12 protein-coding genes are annotated in these 13801 nt (G+C 63.2%); 3 read left to right on the top strand and 9 right to left on the bottom strand.

Annotation, left to right across the window (positions count from 1 at the left end; all coding sequences use genetic code 11):
• Positions 1–24: 24 nt before the first annotated feature.
• The gene (locus C481_RS08770; protein WP_006108828.1) at positions 25–1344 is read left to right on the top strand and encodes an FAD-dependent oxidoreductase; all 1320 of its coding nucleotides are present in this window, start codon (positions 25–27) and stop codon (positions 1342–1344) included.
• A 54-nt stretch (positions 1345–1398) separates the two neighbouring features.
• Here the strand turns inward: C481_RS08770 and C481_RS08765 are convergent, their stop codons facing one another.
• Positions 1399–3081: an HTTM domain-containing protein gene (locus C481_RS08765; RefSeq protein ID WP_049904541.1), complete on the bottom strand. Its 1683-nt coding sequence runs from the start codon at positions 3079–3081 to the stop codon at positions 1399–1401.
• Between the two features lie 240 nt (positions 3082–3321).
• On the opposite strand from C481_RS08765, the gene C481_RS08760 reads away from it, so the two are divergent.
• The gene (locus C481_RS08760) at positions 3322–3750 is read left to right on the top strand and encodes a thiol-disulfide oxidoreductase DCC family protein (RefSeq protein ID WP_006108826.1); all 429 of its coding nucleotides are present in this window, start codon (positions 3322–3324) and stop codon (positions 3748–3750) included.
• Between the two features lie 16 nt (positions 3751–3766).
• Here C481_RS08760 and C481_RS08755 read toward each other — a convergent pair whose 3' ends face one another.
• The 7 genes from C481_RS08755 to C481_RS08725 form a co-directional block, all read right to left on the bottom strand.
• Positions 3767–4291 carry a metal-dependent hydrolase gene (locus C481_RS08755; RefSeq protein ID WP_006108825.1) on the bottom strand — a complete coding sequence of 175 codons (525 nt, stop codon included), beginning with the start codon at positions 4289–4291 and terminating at the stop codon, positions 3767–3769.
• Complete coding sequence (locus tag C481_RS08750; protein ID WP_006108824.1) at positions 4275–4889, bottom strand: hypothetical protein; 615 nt, start codon at positions 4887–4889, stop codon at positions 4275–4277. The genes C481_RS08755 and C481_RS08750 overlap by 17 nt, the downstream gene beginning before the upstream one ends.
• 92 nt (positions 4890–4981) lie before the next feature.
• Entirely contained in the window at positions 4982–6721 is a 1740-nt protein-coding gene (locus C481_RS08745) for a sugar transferase (protein WP_152422162.1), read from the bottom strand.
• A gap of 162 nt (positions 6722–6883) precedes the next feature.
• Positions 6884–7675 (bottom strand): VOC family protein, encoded by a 792-nt coding sequence (locus tag C481_RS08740; protein ID WP_006108821.1) that lies wholly within the window; start codon positions 7673–7675, stop codon positions 6884–6886.
• Between the two features lie 48 nt (positions 7676–7723).
• A complete protein-coding gene (locus C481_RS08735; RefSeq protein ID WP_006108819.1) occupies positions 7724–9460 on the bottom strand; it encodes a Na+/H+ antiporter NhaC family protein in 1737 nt (578 codons plus the stop codon).
• A gap of 99 nt (positions 9461–9559) precedes the next feature.
• Positions 9560–10567 carry a hypothetical protein gene (locus tag C481_RS08730; protein WP_006108818.1) on the bottom strand — a complete coding sequence of 336 codons (1008 nt, stop codon included), beginning with the start codon at positions 10565–10567 and terminating at the stop codon, positions 9560–9562.
• A 102-nt stretch (positions 10568–10669) separates the two neighbouring features.
• Positions 10670–11782 (bottom strand): OBG GTPase family GTP-binding protein, encoded by a 1113-nt coding sequence (locus C481_RS08725; protein ID WP_006108816.1) that lies wholly within the window; start codon positions 11780–11782, stop codon positions 10670–10672.
• A 209-nt stretch (positions 11783–11991) separates the two neighbouring features.
• Between C481_RS08725 and C481_RS08720 the strand changes: the two genes are divergently transcribed.
• Positions 11992–12195, top strand: coding sequence for a VNG_1110C family protein (locus C481_RS08720; protein ID WP_006108815.1), 204 nt, complete (start codon positions 11992–11994; stop codon positions 12193–12195).
• Between the two features lie 35 nt (positions 12196–12230).
• Here C481_RS08720 and C481_RS08715 read toward each other — a convergent pair whose 3' ends face one another.
• Positions 12231–13619: a tRNA(Ile)(2)-agmatinylcytidine synthase gene (locus tag C481_RS08715; RefSeq protein WP_006108814.1), complete on the bottom strand. Its 1389-nt coding sequence runs from the start codon at positions 13617–13619 to the stop codon at positions 12231–12233.
• Positions 13620–13801: the final 182 nt, after the last annotated feature.

Here is a 13801-nt window from a genome sequence, read left to right as displayed (position 1 = left end):
CGCCCTGTTTCCCAAGTACTGTACATGAGCGAGCAGCCTCGAGTCGAGATTTATACCAAAACGGATTGTCCCTACTGTGAGAAGGCAAAGGACCTCTTCGACAGCAAGGGAGTCGAGTACGAAGAGTACAACGTGACCGGTGACGACGAGCTGTTCGAGGAGATGGTCGAACGCGCCGACGGCCGCCAGACCGCGCCGGAAGTCTTCATCGACGACGAACTGATCGGCGGCTGGGACGAGACCAGCGCGCTCAACGAAACCGGCGACCTCGACGAGAAACTCGGTATCGAAGACGACGAGAGCGACGGCGTCGAACACCGCAAACTCATCATTACCGGCACCGGCATCGCCGGCCTGACCGCCGCCATCTACGCCGGCCGCGCGAACAACGATCCCCTCGTCATCGAGGGCGACGAACCCGGCGGGCAACTCACCCTGACCACCGACGTTGCAAACTACCCCGGCTTCCCCGACGGGATCGGCGGCCCCGAACTCGTCAACAACATGAAAGAGCAGGCTCGCCAGTTCGGTGCCGAACTGAAAAACGGCATCGTCGAATCCGTCGACGCCGATACGCGCCCGTTCCGCGTTGACCTCGCTAACGGCGACAGCTACACCGCAGACGCCGTCATCGTTGCCTCGGGTGCGAGCGCACGCACGCTCGGTATCCCCGGCGAGGACGAACTCATGGGCTACGGACTTTCGACGTGTGCCACCTGCGACGGCGCGTTCTTCCGCGGCGAGGACATGCTCGTCGTCGGCGGCGGCGACGCCGCCATGGAGGAAGCGACCTTCCTCACCAAGTTCGCGGACACCGTCTACCTCGTCCACCGGCGCGAGGAGTTCCGCGCGGAGGACTACTGGATCGACCGCGTCGAGGAGAAGGTCGAGGACGGCGAGATGGAGATCATGAAAAACACCGAACTCCTCGAGATTCACGGCTCCCAGGACGAGGGCGTCGACAACGTCACGCTCGTCGAGAACGAGCAGGGCCACCCGACCGACCGACTCGACGACCCCGAGACGAACGAGTTCGAGTTCGATGTCGGTGCAGTCTTCCTCGCGATCGGCCACACGCCGAACACCGAGTATCTCGGCGGTACCGGCGTCAAACTGAACGACGAAGGCTACCTCCGCACCCAGGGCGGTGTCGGTGGTGGCCAGACCGAAACCGACGTGCCCGGCCTCTTCGGCGCTGGCGACGTCGTCGACTACCACTACCAGCAGGCGGTGACGGCGGCCGGCATGGGCTCGAAGGCGGCACTCGACGCCGACGAGTACCTCGATAATCTCGAACGCGCGGAGTCGACCGCCGGGACGGAAACGGCTGCAGCAGACGACTAAGACGTTACTCGCGGCTCTCGACTGGTTCCCGACCGGTTCCTCCTCGAGAGTGAGTCACTCGGGCGTGACGACGATTGCGTCCGATTCTTCCTCCTGGATGAACTCGCCCGAGCAGTCGTACTCGATGACCTCGGATTTCGACACGTCGGATTCGTCCGCGTACGGCCCGGAGCGATCCGACATGCCGTAGACAGTCAGATTCTCGAGGGTCGTGTCGTGCTCGCGGTTCCAGCGATCACAGAGGTAGTTTGCGTAGTACGAGTGATGGTTCTCGTTGCCGGCAAAGCGCATGTTCGAGAGGTACTTGCGCTCGCGAGCCGTCTCGTAGGTTTGATCGACGTTCGGCGGTCTATCCCAGTCGACCCCTGATCCGTGGAGGGCGTCGACGGTCGTCCCGTTTTCGAGTTCACCGGGAACGACGAACCACTGGGCCGTCGACGTCGGGTTCGGGGCGAACATCCGCCAGCTCTGGCTGGCCTGCAGGGTGTCGAGCGCCTCGTTTCCGGCGTCGGGGACCTCGGTGTAGCCGACCGCCTCGGCGTTCGAGAGGACGACGAGAACGAGCAGGAGCCAGGGGATGAGCGTCGTGACGAACACGCGCCCCTGGCTCGCGACGGCCGTGAGCGAGCTTGTATCGTCGCCCCTGCGATTATCCGTCGCGTTCTCGGCTTCCGAGTTCTCGTTCGATGCGAACGCGATCGAGTGCAGCCACGACCCGGGGGCCGACCGCGCGAGCACGGGTGCACGAGACTGCAGTTCGTCGAGCGTGCGCCGGAGCGGGCCGGCGATACCGACGCGGGCTGCGAGTGAACTCGCGGTGTCCCAGACGCCGGGCGGGTAAAACAGGAGGAGGCCGGCGACGACGATCAGCGGAAACAGACCGATCCGAAGCGTCACGAGCATGCCGAGGTGCATCCCGGCGAAACAGGTCGCGAGCACCGCTCGGGGGATTCCGGTGAGCAAGAGCAAGAGGGGCGAGAGGACGATAAGCACCATCCACGCGTACGTAAAGACCTCGAGCAGGGCGGCGTACTCCGGAAGGACGTTCCCGAGCAGCACCGTCAGGTGGTCGGCCTGGAAGATGTGCACGACCGCCTCGCCGCTCGTCCACATGTCGCTTCTGGTCTTGTGGACGGCGTTGGTCAGGTACATCAACAACACCTGGAGCAGAATGGCTATCGTTCCGATCGTCGCGACCGTCGGCGCGGCGTCCCCCGTCGACTGCGCCGACTCGCGTCGGCGGGCGTCTATCGACCACTGGGAACCGAGCGGCAGGAAGATGCTCCAGAACAACAACATTCGGAGCAACACGTCGCCCGCGTTGAGCACCATCGGATTGCGAACGTGGAGCGAGACGAGCAGGAGCCACGAAACGATCGTCGCGATCCGCGTTCGATACCCGACGAGCAGCGCCAGCGCGATGAGCCCGGCGACGAGGAACAATAGCCACTGCGCCCACGCTTCTCCCGAAAGCGTGTGCAACGAGTACGCAGTCAACGACGAGTAGTCCGAAAGCAGCGCTTCGCGCGGGAGCACGCCCGCATCCGTATAGAACATCTCGAGGAGCCGCGTTCGACCCACCAGGTCGGCGATGAGGAGGGCGGCGATCGAAATTCGAAAGGCGGCGAGAGCGCGCCGGTCGATGGCGACCCGCCGCCGAATCGCACGCCCGAACCAGTCGGTACTCTTGCCGAGTCGCTTCCGCATGGTGGAGGGGCCGGACGGTTCCTGTGACATCGTCGTGACCGTTCGTCTATCCCGAGTCTCGCCTAGACTGGCATAAGTTTGTTGCACGGTACAGTCGCTTTCTCAGCTTCGAGACGCTCCTGAATTCGCTGTCGACGCATCGACTAGCCATCGATACGCGTTCGCAGTAACCGAACAACCACCGGACAGACCGCAGACCGAGGATCCGTAACTTCGCCTCCCATTGGACCGAAACGCTGAACTACCACGCGAGCCAACTTTCAGCCCCGAATGAGCGCGAGTTCAGAGCCGGCGATTCCCGATGACGACCCCATCGTCCTCTTCGACGGCGTTTGTAACCTCTGTAACGGGTTCGTCCAGTTTCTCGTCCCGAGAGACACCGACGAACAGTTTTACTTCGCCTCCCTCCAGTCGGCTACCGGTCAGGAACTCCTCGCCGAACACGGACTGCCCACCGACGAACTCGAGTCGATCGTCCTGATCGAGGGTGACGAGTGTTACGTGAAGTCCGATGCCGTCCTCCGAATTGCGACACTTCTGGGCGGCATCTATCGACTCCTCGCTCCGTTTCGGTTCGTGCCACGCTTGATTCGCGATCGCGTTTACGAACTCGTCGCAGCTAACCGGTACCGGTTGTTCGGGAAGAAAGATCGGTGCCTGGTGCCGACCGGAAACGTTCAACAGCGGTTTCTCGAGTAGATCTCTCGTTCTGTCTCTATAGCCGCGAGGGATCGTCCCCGGCAGTCGTGATCCGTTGCCCGACCAGCCAGATTGTAAGCGCGAGTCCACCGGCCACCAGTGCCGGCCAGCGGTCACTACTCAGGAAGAGGTCGGCGGCCGGGAACCGGTACGTCGTCAGCGGCCAGAAGACGGCGTAGGAATACCCCGTTGCCGTCACGAGCGCAACGTCAAGGACGTGGTGAGAGAGTGCGCCGATCACAAAGAGACCGAACGCACGCCAGCGAAGCGCAGGTGCGATGAGCAGCGTTCCGAGGAAGAGCGCGACGAGTAGCGACCCGACGAGTGTATGCAGCGGTGCCCACGAAAACGGGATGCCGAGGAGAAACCCGACGAGACCGTCCGGAACGAGCAAATCGATTTTCATGAAATCCGGCGAGAGTGCCCCGATCATAACCAGCGTTACGTGTGCCGGTCGGAGCCACGCATATCGAAACGAGAGCAGGGTCCCGATGCTGTACCCGACGAGGACGTGCGTCAGCACGTCAGGCACGCCGATCACCGCCGGTCCGGTCTGACTGAGTCGGCGATCGATCGCCACGAGAACCGCGCCGTGACCGGCGAGGCTGCTCGTTGTTGCCGAGCAGACGCGAGAGACTCCAGGGGCGCTCTCGCGGGACGAACGCGCGTGTCTCCCAGTCGAACCGCCAGCCACGAACGAACCGACCGACCACCCACACTCCGCCGAGGAACGAGACGAGATACATGTACCCCGCCTCACTTGACTCGCGCGTCAGCGTTCGTTCGGCGACGAGCGTGGACTCGTCTTCGAGCGTGCCGTACGCGGTGACGTGATCGCCGCGCTCGAGTGGCCCGTCCGTATTCTGTAGCGCTTCGGTCGCGCCGATAACGGTGAACTGCCCGTATCCGCTCGCCCTCGTCGCGATCACGACCGGATCGGTCTCGACGACCTGCCCGCCGAGCGTCACCGTCGATCCGACGTAAGCACCTCGGTCCCCGGGGACCTCCGTCTCGTCGGACGCGGGTTGCTCCAGCGGATCGGTCGGCATCGTTCCCGCCCAGATGAACAGCCCGCCGAGAACAGCAACTAGCGCGACGATTGTGACTACGCGAGTCCATCCCGTTCCCGGTCCCCTCATGCAGCCGTTACTCGTTAGAAGCGAACGGAACCGTCGGAATAGGTGTTCCGATTCAGTTGCCAACGACTCGCTTTCGCTGCACCCCCGCCACCTCAGCTCCTGAACTCGTCGATGACCGTCCAGACTTGCCGGATGACGATCAGGCAATCGACCCAGATCGATTGCGTTCGAATGTACTCGAGATCGTACCGGAGTTTCATGTTCGGATCGGTACTCTTTGCCCCCTTGATCTGTGCAAGTCCCGTTAGCCCCGGCTTGACAAACCAACGTTTTCGCCAGGCAGGCGCATCCCGTTCGAGTAGCGGTTCCTCGTCGGTCCAGACTGCCCGCGGACCGACAACGCTCATCTCCCCGAGTAGAATCGACCAGAGCTGGGGGAGTTCATCGAGATGCGTCCGTCGGAGAACGTGTCCCACGCGCGTGATCCGGTCGTTTTCCTCGTCGGTCGACGGCACCGCCGTTTCACCCTCCGGAATCATCGTCCGGAACTTGTAGATGGGAAACGTTTCGCCGAAGCCGGCGGTGCGCGCCTGGCTGTAGAGCACCGGTCCCGGACTATCGAGTTTGATCGCGGCCGCAATTGCGACCATAATCGGTGCGAACACGATGAGTCCGATCACCGCAAAGATCACGTCGAAGACGCGTTTGAAGAAGTGATCGAACGGATCCCACGGTTCGAGGTCAACATCGACGAGCTTGTCCACGGCTCCGGCCGAGACGAGGACGCTGTCGGCGTACTGGCGATGCACCTTCACACTGACGCCGTGTTCCTGGCATGTATCGAGCGCACCAAAGAACTCTGCGCGATCCGGCTGGTGGAAGGCAAGAACGACCGTGTCGATGTCGTCTTCGACGAGAACGGTCTCGAGTCTCGACAGGCCACCGCGTCTGGGTAGCGTATCGAGTTCAGTCTGGTGGGAGTCGGCGCGCTGTGAGTGGGTTGGGTGTGGATGGGGACGACGGTTTCGAGTGTGAGCGTGTGCGTGAGTGTGAGCGTGAGTGTGATTTTGGGTGCGAGTGTGATCCTGGGTCCGAGTTCGGCTTCGGGGTTGCGTGGTGGTTTGGGGGTGAGTTTGGGTGTCGCTCTGAGCCTGATTCCGGGCCGTGACCTGTTGGGTCTGGGTGCTGGAGTCGCTCACAGCAGCGTTCGAACGCTGTTCCTGTACGCGGTTGTGAGACTGCTGTTGCTGTGCTGTGTCCGCGTCGGCACTTGGGTCCGGTTTCGGTTCCGAACCACCGATAGCAACGCCGCCGTCGGCCGTCAGTGACTCGTCATAGAATCGGTCCTCGTCGAACGAAAGCGTCGTCGCGGTTGAGGGACAGAGATAGCCGACGAGCGGCGCATCGACGGCAGGGGAGATGTCTTCGATCTGGGAGAGATCGTCCCCGACGATAAGCGTTCGGCCGGTCGACCCGGCGGGTCGCCGTCTGATGGCCAGAAACAATGCGGGGATCGTCACGAGCAAAATCGCGGTCAGCATCACGAGCGTTGCCCGCGGAAGACGATGTGACCACTTGAAGTAGCCAAGCGTTGCGAGAACGAACGTTGCGACCAGCACTCGTTTCTGGGCGAACAGGGCCGTATCGAGCGTTCGTCGGGGACGCGGTTTATAGAGCGGAAGCAGACAGCCGGTTACAGCGAGGACCCTCAACAGGATCGCCCAGAAGAACGATTCGCCGGTCAAGACGGTGACTTCGAGCCGATTGAATAGCGGAACCGCGCTCGTAAACAGTGATTGTGAAACTGGGTGGTTGGCGATGGTAACAGCAAAAACTGTCAGCGATATGACTCCGAGAACGCTCCCGATTCGAAATCGCCACCCGGTTACCATTCGTTCCGAGGAACGGATGGCCGTCGGCATAAAGTTGTTGAAGGTATCACCTTCTGGCAATATCAGATATGGACGAATATCTCAACTGACGGCCTCGGGTAGCGGTAGTGATCGGAGCGAGAAAATCGATTCGAGCAGCGAACCGTTCCGCGCGGAGCGCCCCTAGAACGGGAACAGCGAGTCGGCGCTTGGATCGCGTTCGAGGAGTTCGATCTCGTGGCCGTCCTGGTCTTCCGTAAAGGCGTACATGTTGTCGTTGCTCTCCGGGTCGCGGTAGTCGGCCGCCTCGCGGGTCAGCAACTGGTCCCAGTCCTCTTCGAGGTCGTCGACGCGAACGCAGAGGTGGCCCCATGCGTCGCCCATGTCGTAACTTCGTCCGTCGTAGTTGTAGGTGAGTTCGACGGACATCTCTTCGGGCGCGGCGTCCGCGGGTTTCATGAAGTAGTTCGAGAACGAGTCGGCTTCCCAGCGACTGGTGTGTTCGTACTCGAACTTGCGGGTCCAGAACCCGAGTGCCTCGTCGGCGTCCTCGATTCGGATCATCGTGTGGTCGAGCGACCAGCGTGCGCCCTGGTCGCGCTGGACGATTTCGATCTCGTGGCCGTCGGGGTCCTTGACGAACGCGTAGCGACCGCCGCAGGATTCGGGGTCGCGGTAGTCCTCGACGCCGTCGTCCATGAGTTGCTGGTAGGCGTCCTCGAGTTCACCTTCGGGAACGCGGACGGCGATGTGGCCCCAGCCGTCGCCGACGTCGAGGTCGTCGTCGCCCTCGTTGTGGGTGAGTTCGAGCATCGCGCCGTCTTCGTGCATGTCCTCGGGGCCGAGGTAGACGATGGTGAAGCCGTCGCCTTCGTGGCGGTCTTTCTCCTCGTAATCGAGGTGGGTTTCGTACCACTCGAGGGAGTCGTTCAGGTCTGCGACACGAAGCATTACGTGGTCGAGCGTGCCGTCCATACGCGGGATCACGCTCGGCGGTACAAAAAGCGTGGCGAAGGCGGCGGTTCACTCGGCGTCTTCCGGGTCGGGGCTGGGGGATGTCTCGATGGCGCGGCCATCGCGGGAGGCGTCGGTCGAGACGGTCGAGGGTTTCGGATCGATGCCCGCGATGAGTCCGTGGAGTTCGGAGAACGCGTAGACGAGTCCGACGAGGAGGATGACGCCCAGTGGAAGGAAGACGGTGGGCGGGACGCCGAGGTAGCCGTTGAGGAGGTAACAGACTACGACGACGAGAGCGACAGTGCTTGCGTAGTACAGTTGCGTACGGATGTGGTCGATGAGGTCCGCGCCGGTGAACGTCGAAGAGAGTACGGAGGTGTCCGAGATCGGCGAGGTGTGATCGCCGAAGATTGCCCCGGAGAACACTGCGCCGACGACGATCGGCATCAGTTCGAAGTTCCCGGTGAGGTTGTAGGCGACCGTGATAGCGGTCGGCGTGACGATGCCCATGGTCGCCCACGACGAGCCCATGGTGAACGAGACGAACGCGGAGACGAACAGGATGGCGATCGGGAGGAGTTCGGGCGAGACGACGCCCTCCGCGACGGTTGCGACGTAGTCACCGGTGCCGAGGTCCTCGGCGACGGCGCTGATGGCCCAGGCGAGGACGAGCACGGTGACGGCGGTGAGCATGAGGTGGAATCCTTCGAGTACGGTCTCGATACCGTCGTCGAGGTCGAAGAGGTCGTAGACGATGCCGATAGTGACCGCCGTTGCGACCATCGCGAACGAGCCCCAGATGAGGGCGGCGGCGAAGTCGCCGTTGCCGACGATGTCGACGAAGACCTGGATGGCACTCCCTGCCCAGTCGGTGAGATTGCCGCCGCCGATTGCTTCAAGTAGGGCCGTTGGCTCGCCCGCGTCGGCCTGGTCGGTGAGCCACGTCTGGTACCCGGTCCAGAACGCACCCGAGAGCGCGACCGCGATCAACACGCCGATCGGGGCGAAGAACGTCCGCAGCATCGGCCGTTTCTCGATCGGCGCGCGGAGGTCGTCCTCGGCCTCCTGTAACGGCTGTGCATCATCGCGATTGACTTTCCCGGTCTGCCAGGCGCGGTGTTCGGCACCGAGCATCTCCCCGTAGTCGCGACGCGAGATGATGATGATACCGACCATCACGATCGCGAGCAGCGAGTAGGTGTTAAAGGGGATCGAGGCGGCGAACGTGTCGAACGCATCCGGTGTCTCCGCTGCAGCCACGTTTACCTCCTCGCTGTCGACGAGGCTCGCATACCCGTCCTCGATCATCGAGAGCTGGAAGGCGACCCAACTCGAGAGGCCGAGCGTCGCAACCGGTGCGGATGTCGAGTCGACGATGTACGACAGTTTCTCGCGGGAGATCCGCATCTGATCGGAAATCTCGCGCATCGTATTCCCGACGATGGCAGTATTTGCGTAGTCGTCGAAAAATAGGAGCATTCCGAGAAGCCAGGCCGCGAGACCGGCCTTTCGCTGGGTCTTGAGCCGTGCGGTCGCCCAGTTTCGAACCGCAGTCGCACCGCCGAGTCGCCAGATGAGTGCAACGCCCGATCCGAGCAACAGCGTGAAGATGAGGATCTGAGCGTGGAACATATCCGCCATCGAACCGGCGATCCAACCGAACGCCCGTCCGAGTCCGATACTCCCAGTTGCGATGACGCCACCCGACCAGATCCCGACGAACAACGACAGGATCGGCCGACGCGTCACGATCGCGAGCATAATCGCGAGCAACGGTGGCACGAGTGAGAGCGCTTCCGCCATATGCTCATACTCAGCGAGTCGCGGTATAAATAGGATCGGCATCCGAAGTCGCCGTGTCTCTGACTCAAGTATCGGAGAACTGTGTAGTATCAGACATGCTCATCCGCTTTCGCCAGTATTGCTCCATTCGGTAGTATCCAGTTCGACCGTCACCGCAACTGCGAACTCGTCGTCCGCGAGTTCGTCTCGGTAGTCCGTCGCCTCCGCGCGCTCGAGCAGTCGGTTTGCCTGTCTCTCGTGGGCCGTTCGAGCGGCCTCGAGAACGCCCTCGTCGGCGTCGAGTTCAGCGCCGACCTCGACCGTCCAGGCGTCCGCGGGGACGGGAAAGATGACGCGGCCGTCGACCGAGAGCGGTTCTCGACCGGGAACGATATCCTCGATGCTCAGGAGGTCGTACTGGTGGATCCTCTCGAGTGCGTCGGCGAGTTCGCTCTCGGCGGTTTCGGTTTCGTCGACGACTGTTGCGATGATCTCCGCATCGATCGGTGCGTCGACGGTTTCGAGGCGCGGCGTCGCCCTGGTTCCGGCTTCGGCGTCAGTATCGGCCCCGAACTCGTGAGCGAGGGTTTCCTCGGCGACGGGATCGCTTTCGGACGGCGTTTCGGGAAGCGGCTCGGCGTCGAACGGCGTTCCGTCGGCGAACCTGGCCGGGAGGAGGCCGATCGTCTCGTCGGTCGCGACGGCTTCGAACAGGAGCGGGTTGTCGTCGTCGTAGGCCGCCAGGTCGATACCGAGTCCGCTGCTCGGATCGATCCGTAGCAGGTCGTCGGGGACAGGTGCGTACGTCCCGTCGTCGGTCTCGATGACTCGCCGCGGGAAGGCCGCGTCGTCGATCTCGTCCGGCGGGAGGGGTGCGAAGACGAGCATCGGGTCGGCATCCCGGTCGTCGGTGCTCCAGTCGATGATGGGGTCGGGTGGAAGCTCCGTACGCTCGACGAGATCGGTTATGTTCACGACGTACGTTCGCTCGTCTCCGCTCTCGGTGCGGCGCTGATCTGCGGCGGCCGGGAGTGGATCCGAATCCGTCTCGGCCGGGAGCACGGCATCTGCCACGCGGAGTTCGAGGAGCCGGTCCACGTCCATCGTTCCGGTCGGGCGTTTCGACATCGGTGGTCGTAGAACGGCACGGCCGGTAAGTCTCGTGCCGGCGAACGACTGTTCATCGCCCCGGGAACTGTCGCACCAGACCAGACACCGCTCGGTCGATCTCTACCGCCGTAAAATGAGCTTCAACACGTCCTCGTCCTCGAGCACGTGGCCCTCGCCGACCTGCTGCTCGTCGTGGGTCGCACTGGGGCCGCTCACGCGGGCGAATCGGAAGCGCTCTTCCATCTCGCCGCCGAGTTTCTCGACCGCCTCACCGACGGTCGAACCGCGTTCGATCACGAGCGGTTCCTCCCAGTCGATGCCGCGGCTCGGCTTGTCCATGTAGATGCGGATCAGATCGAGGTTGTTCCAGATTCGATCCTTGAGCGCGTCGAGTCCCTTCTCCTTCTCGGCGCTGATGAACGTCACCTCCTCGGGATCGAGGTCGCGCTCGCGAAGTTGCTCGTCGACCGTTTCCTTGTAGGACGGTTCGATCAGATCGACCTTGTTGACGCAGGTGATCGACGGGATGTACTCCCGGTTCTCCATCAGGCCGTCGATCAGCCGGTCGATCGTGACGTTCTCCTGTAAGTTGAGATCGGCGTTGACGTAGCCCTGATCGCGCAATACGTCCGAAATCGTCTCCTCGTCGAGGTCCTGCTCGGTGCTCGAGGTGATCTTGATCCCGTCTTTGATCTTCGGTCGCACCGTCACCCGCGGCGGCTCTCGGTCGACGCGGATGTTAATGTCGTACAGCTCCTCCCGTAACCGGTCGTACTGCTCGATCTCGAACACCGACAGCACGAACATGATCAGGTCGGCGTTCCGGACGACCGCGAGCACCTGCTTGCCGTCGCCGCGGCCCGACGCCGCCCCCTCGATCAGTCCGGGCACGTCGAGCATCTGGATGTTCGCCCCGCGGTGGCTGAGCATCCCCGGGTTGACGTCGAGCGTCGTGAACTCGTAGGACCCCGTCTCGCTCTCGGCGTTGGTCAACGAGTTCAGCATCGAGGACTTCCCGACGCTCGGGAAGCCGACGAGGGCGACCGTCGCGTCGCCGTGCTTTTCGACGGAGTAGCCGCCGCCGCCGCCGGAGCCGGATTGCTGGTTCTCGAATTTTTCCTTTTTCTCCGCGAGCTTGGACTTGAGGCGACCGATGTGGGCCTCGGTCGACTTGTTGTAGGGGGTGTTGGCGATTTCGTCTTCGATCTCCTCGATATCCTCCTCGAGCCCCATTTGTCTATACCCAGCCGGTCGTCCCGAAAAACCCTTTCCATGCGACGGAACGAGCGGCGGGGGCCGCAACGCGGTGACGATCGCCCCCAGCGAGCATCAGCTGTCGCTTGCGGATCGTCTCGATTGCAGTGGCGTGCGAACTCCAATCACCAATACAAATATACATCGACACACATAAACGAGGTGCGAATAGAAGATCGCCTAGACGAATGTCGGATCCGTCGCAGTTGCGCGAGAGTACGCAGATCGTGCTCCCTCGGGAGACGCTCGAGAACCTCGAGCCGCGGCTCGACGACGAGTTCGTCGTGACGATCGTTCCGGAGGGCGAGCGCTACTATCGGATCATCGGCAGTCCGGTCGAGATCAAGGACGCGAGCGAGTTTCTCGTGCGCCGCGGCGTCAGTATGCCCTGACTGTCCCTGATCGTCCCGGCTGGAGAGCCCGGCGATCAGCGCTCCGGGTGAATCGGGCCGTCGAATCCGCCCCGGACCAGCGGCTTCGCGATGTGTCGTCGCGCGCACGGCGGCACCTCGTACCAGCCGCGCTCGAGCGACCGCTCGATTGGCACCCGCTCTTTTCCGGCTGCACTCGTCTTGCAGTCGCGACAGCGATACCCCTGATTTCGCCCGGCGCTTTCCATCGTTCGCTCGCAGTCCGGACAGGTGGGCGTGGCGAGTTCGGTGGTCACGAGGTCGCGGAGGGCGAACTTCTCGAGTTTGAGGGTGCCGCCCGCGAGTTCGCCGCAGACGGTGAGTTCGTCCCCGGGGCGAAGGGCGCGGATGCGGTCGCGAAAGCGTTTGGTGGGTTCGAAGGCGGCGCAGGTGAGTGTGTGGCGTGACGGCGTGGTGGATGCGGCGTCGACGTCGCTGGCCGTCGCTCGAGTTCCGTTCGCGCCCGTAGCTACCTCCACGAACACGTGTCCTCCGCGCCGCGTTTCGGGCGGTTCGGCGACGCGCGCGTCGAGCCGATAGGAACGACCGTCCCGCAGTTCGGCCGGCGGGTGCGCCGCGTCCGTCTCCGATTTCCGCGTTTGTTTCGCCGCTTCGTCCGCGGTCAGATCCCGCAGATGCACGTCCGTTCCCTGGTTCGTGACGAACAACTGGCTCGTCCGCACCGGCTCGCTCTCGATCCGTTCGGCGACCCGGCGGACCCGATCGGGATCGTCCCCGCGGATGCCGTGCAGAATCGGCCCCGGCGTGTGTGGCACGCAAACGGTCTCGTTCTCGTCGCGGTCGACGGTGTCCCAGACTGCAGGATAGCCTCGCTCCGCCGCGACGAAGACGCTCTCGGGATCGACCGTCCGCGTCGTCCCCCAGCGATCCGACTCGCGGTAGGTAATGAACTCGTACGTCCACGCGGAGAGCGCGCGCCAGGCACCGATCGCGGCCAGCGCGCCGATCCGCCCGCGGCCGTTACCGGCGTGCCACGACCGGTACCCGTAGCCGTCGATTACAGCCCGTGCCTCCTCGAGGGAAAGGTGCTCTCGAATCGCTCGCATCGCGAACCGGCCGAGTTCAGCCGGCAGGTCGTCGGCGTCCGGGCGGACGTCGGCGACGACCAACCCCGGGTTCGTTCGTTCGTCTCCCGTTTCCGCGAGCGACTCGAGTTCAGCGCGCGCGAGTTCGAACGCGCGGTCGGGGTCGCAGTCGGTGTGAATCGCAAGCGCCGCGTTCCCGCGCGTCTTGAACTCGACGGCGGGATTGAGCCGGACGAGGAGAACGCGATCGATCGAAGCGCCGGCATCGCGGCGCAGCCGCTCGGCGATCGTCGCGGCGGCGTAGGTCGTACACATGCCGCGTTCGCGGGAGTCCGTATCGTCGATCCCGACGACGGTCATCGACGGTGGTTGTGCCGGCGGCGAGTAACGCCTTTCGATGCGAGCGACGCGTTTCACCTGGGACGAGGACAGGTGCCGCGAGGACGGCGGCGGTGTAGCGTCAGCCGGAACGAACAATTATCACAATGCAATAGAAGCAGTATATAAGTATACTGCTGATACACCCCGCAATCGCGACACCG

The organism is Natrialba asiatica DSM 12278, assembly GCF_000337555.1.
In the GTDB taxonomy this organism is placed as follows: Archaea; Halobacteriota; Halobacteria; order Halobacteriales; family Natrialbaceae; genus Natrialba; species Natrialba asiatica.
The sequence above is the reverse complement of the archived record's forward strand: the minus strand, read 5'-3'. Positions and strand labels throughout refer to the sequence as shown.

Excerpts from the sequence above, each read along its gene's own strand:
- C481_RS08770 (WP_006108828.1), top strand. The coding sequence starts at position 25 with ATGAGCGAGCAGCCTCGAGTCGAGATTTATACCAAAACGGATTGTCCC.
- C481_RS08740 (WP_006108821.1), bottom strand. The coding sequence starts at position 7,675 with ATGGACGGCACGCTCGACCACGTAATGCTTCGTGTCGCAGACCTGAAC.
- C481_RS08750 (WP_006108824.1), bottom strand. The coding sequence starts at position 4,889 with ATGAGGGGACCGGGAACGGGATGGACTCGCGTAGTCACAATCGTCGCG.
- C481_RS08745 (WP_152422162.1), bottom strand. The coding sequence starts at position 6,721 with ATGGTAACCGGGTGGCGATTTCGAATCGGGAGCGTTCTCGGAGTCATA.
- C481_RS08715 (WP_006108814.1), bottom strand. The coding sequence starts at position 13,619 with ATGACCGTCGTCGGGATCGACGATACGGACTCCCGCGAACGCGGCATG.
- C481_RS08725 (WP_006108816.1), bottom strand. The coding sequence starts at position 11,782 with ATGGGGCTCGAGGAGGATATCGAGGAGATCGAAGACGAAATCGCCAAC.
- C481_RS08765 (WP_049904541.1), bottom strand. The coding sequence starts at position 3,081 with ATGTCACAGGAACCGTCCGGCCCCTCCACCATGCGGAAGCGACTCGGC.
- C481_RS08720 (WP_006108815.1), top strand. The coding sequence starts at position 11,992 with ATGTCGGATCCGTCGCAGTTGCGCGAGAGTACGCAGATCGTGCTCCCT.
- C481_RS08730 (WP_006108818.1), bottom strand. The coding sequence starts at position 10,567 with ATGTCGAAACGCCCGACCGGAACGATGGACGTGGACCGGCTCCTCGAA.
- C481_RS08735 (WP_006108819.1), bottom strand. The coding sequence starts at position 9,460 with ATGGCGGAAGCGCTCTCACTCGTGCCACCGTTGCTCGCGATTATGCTC.
- C481_RS08760 (WP_006108826.1), top strand. The coding sequence starts at position 3,322 with ATGAGCGCGAGTTCAGAGCCGGCGATTCCCGATGACGACCCCATCGTC.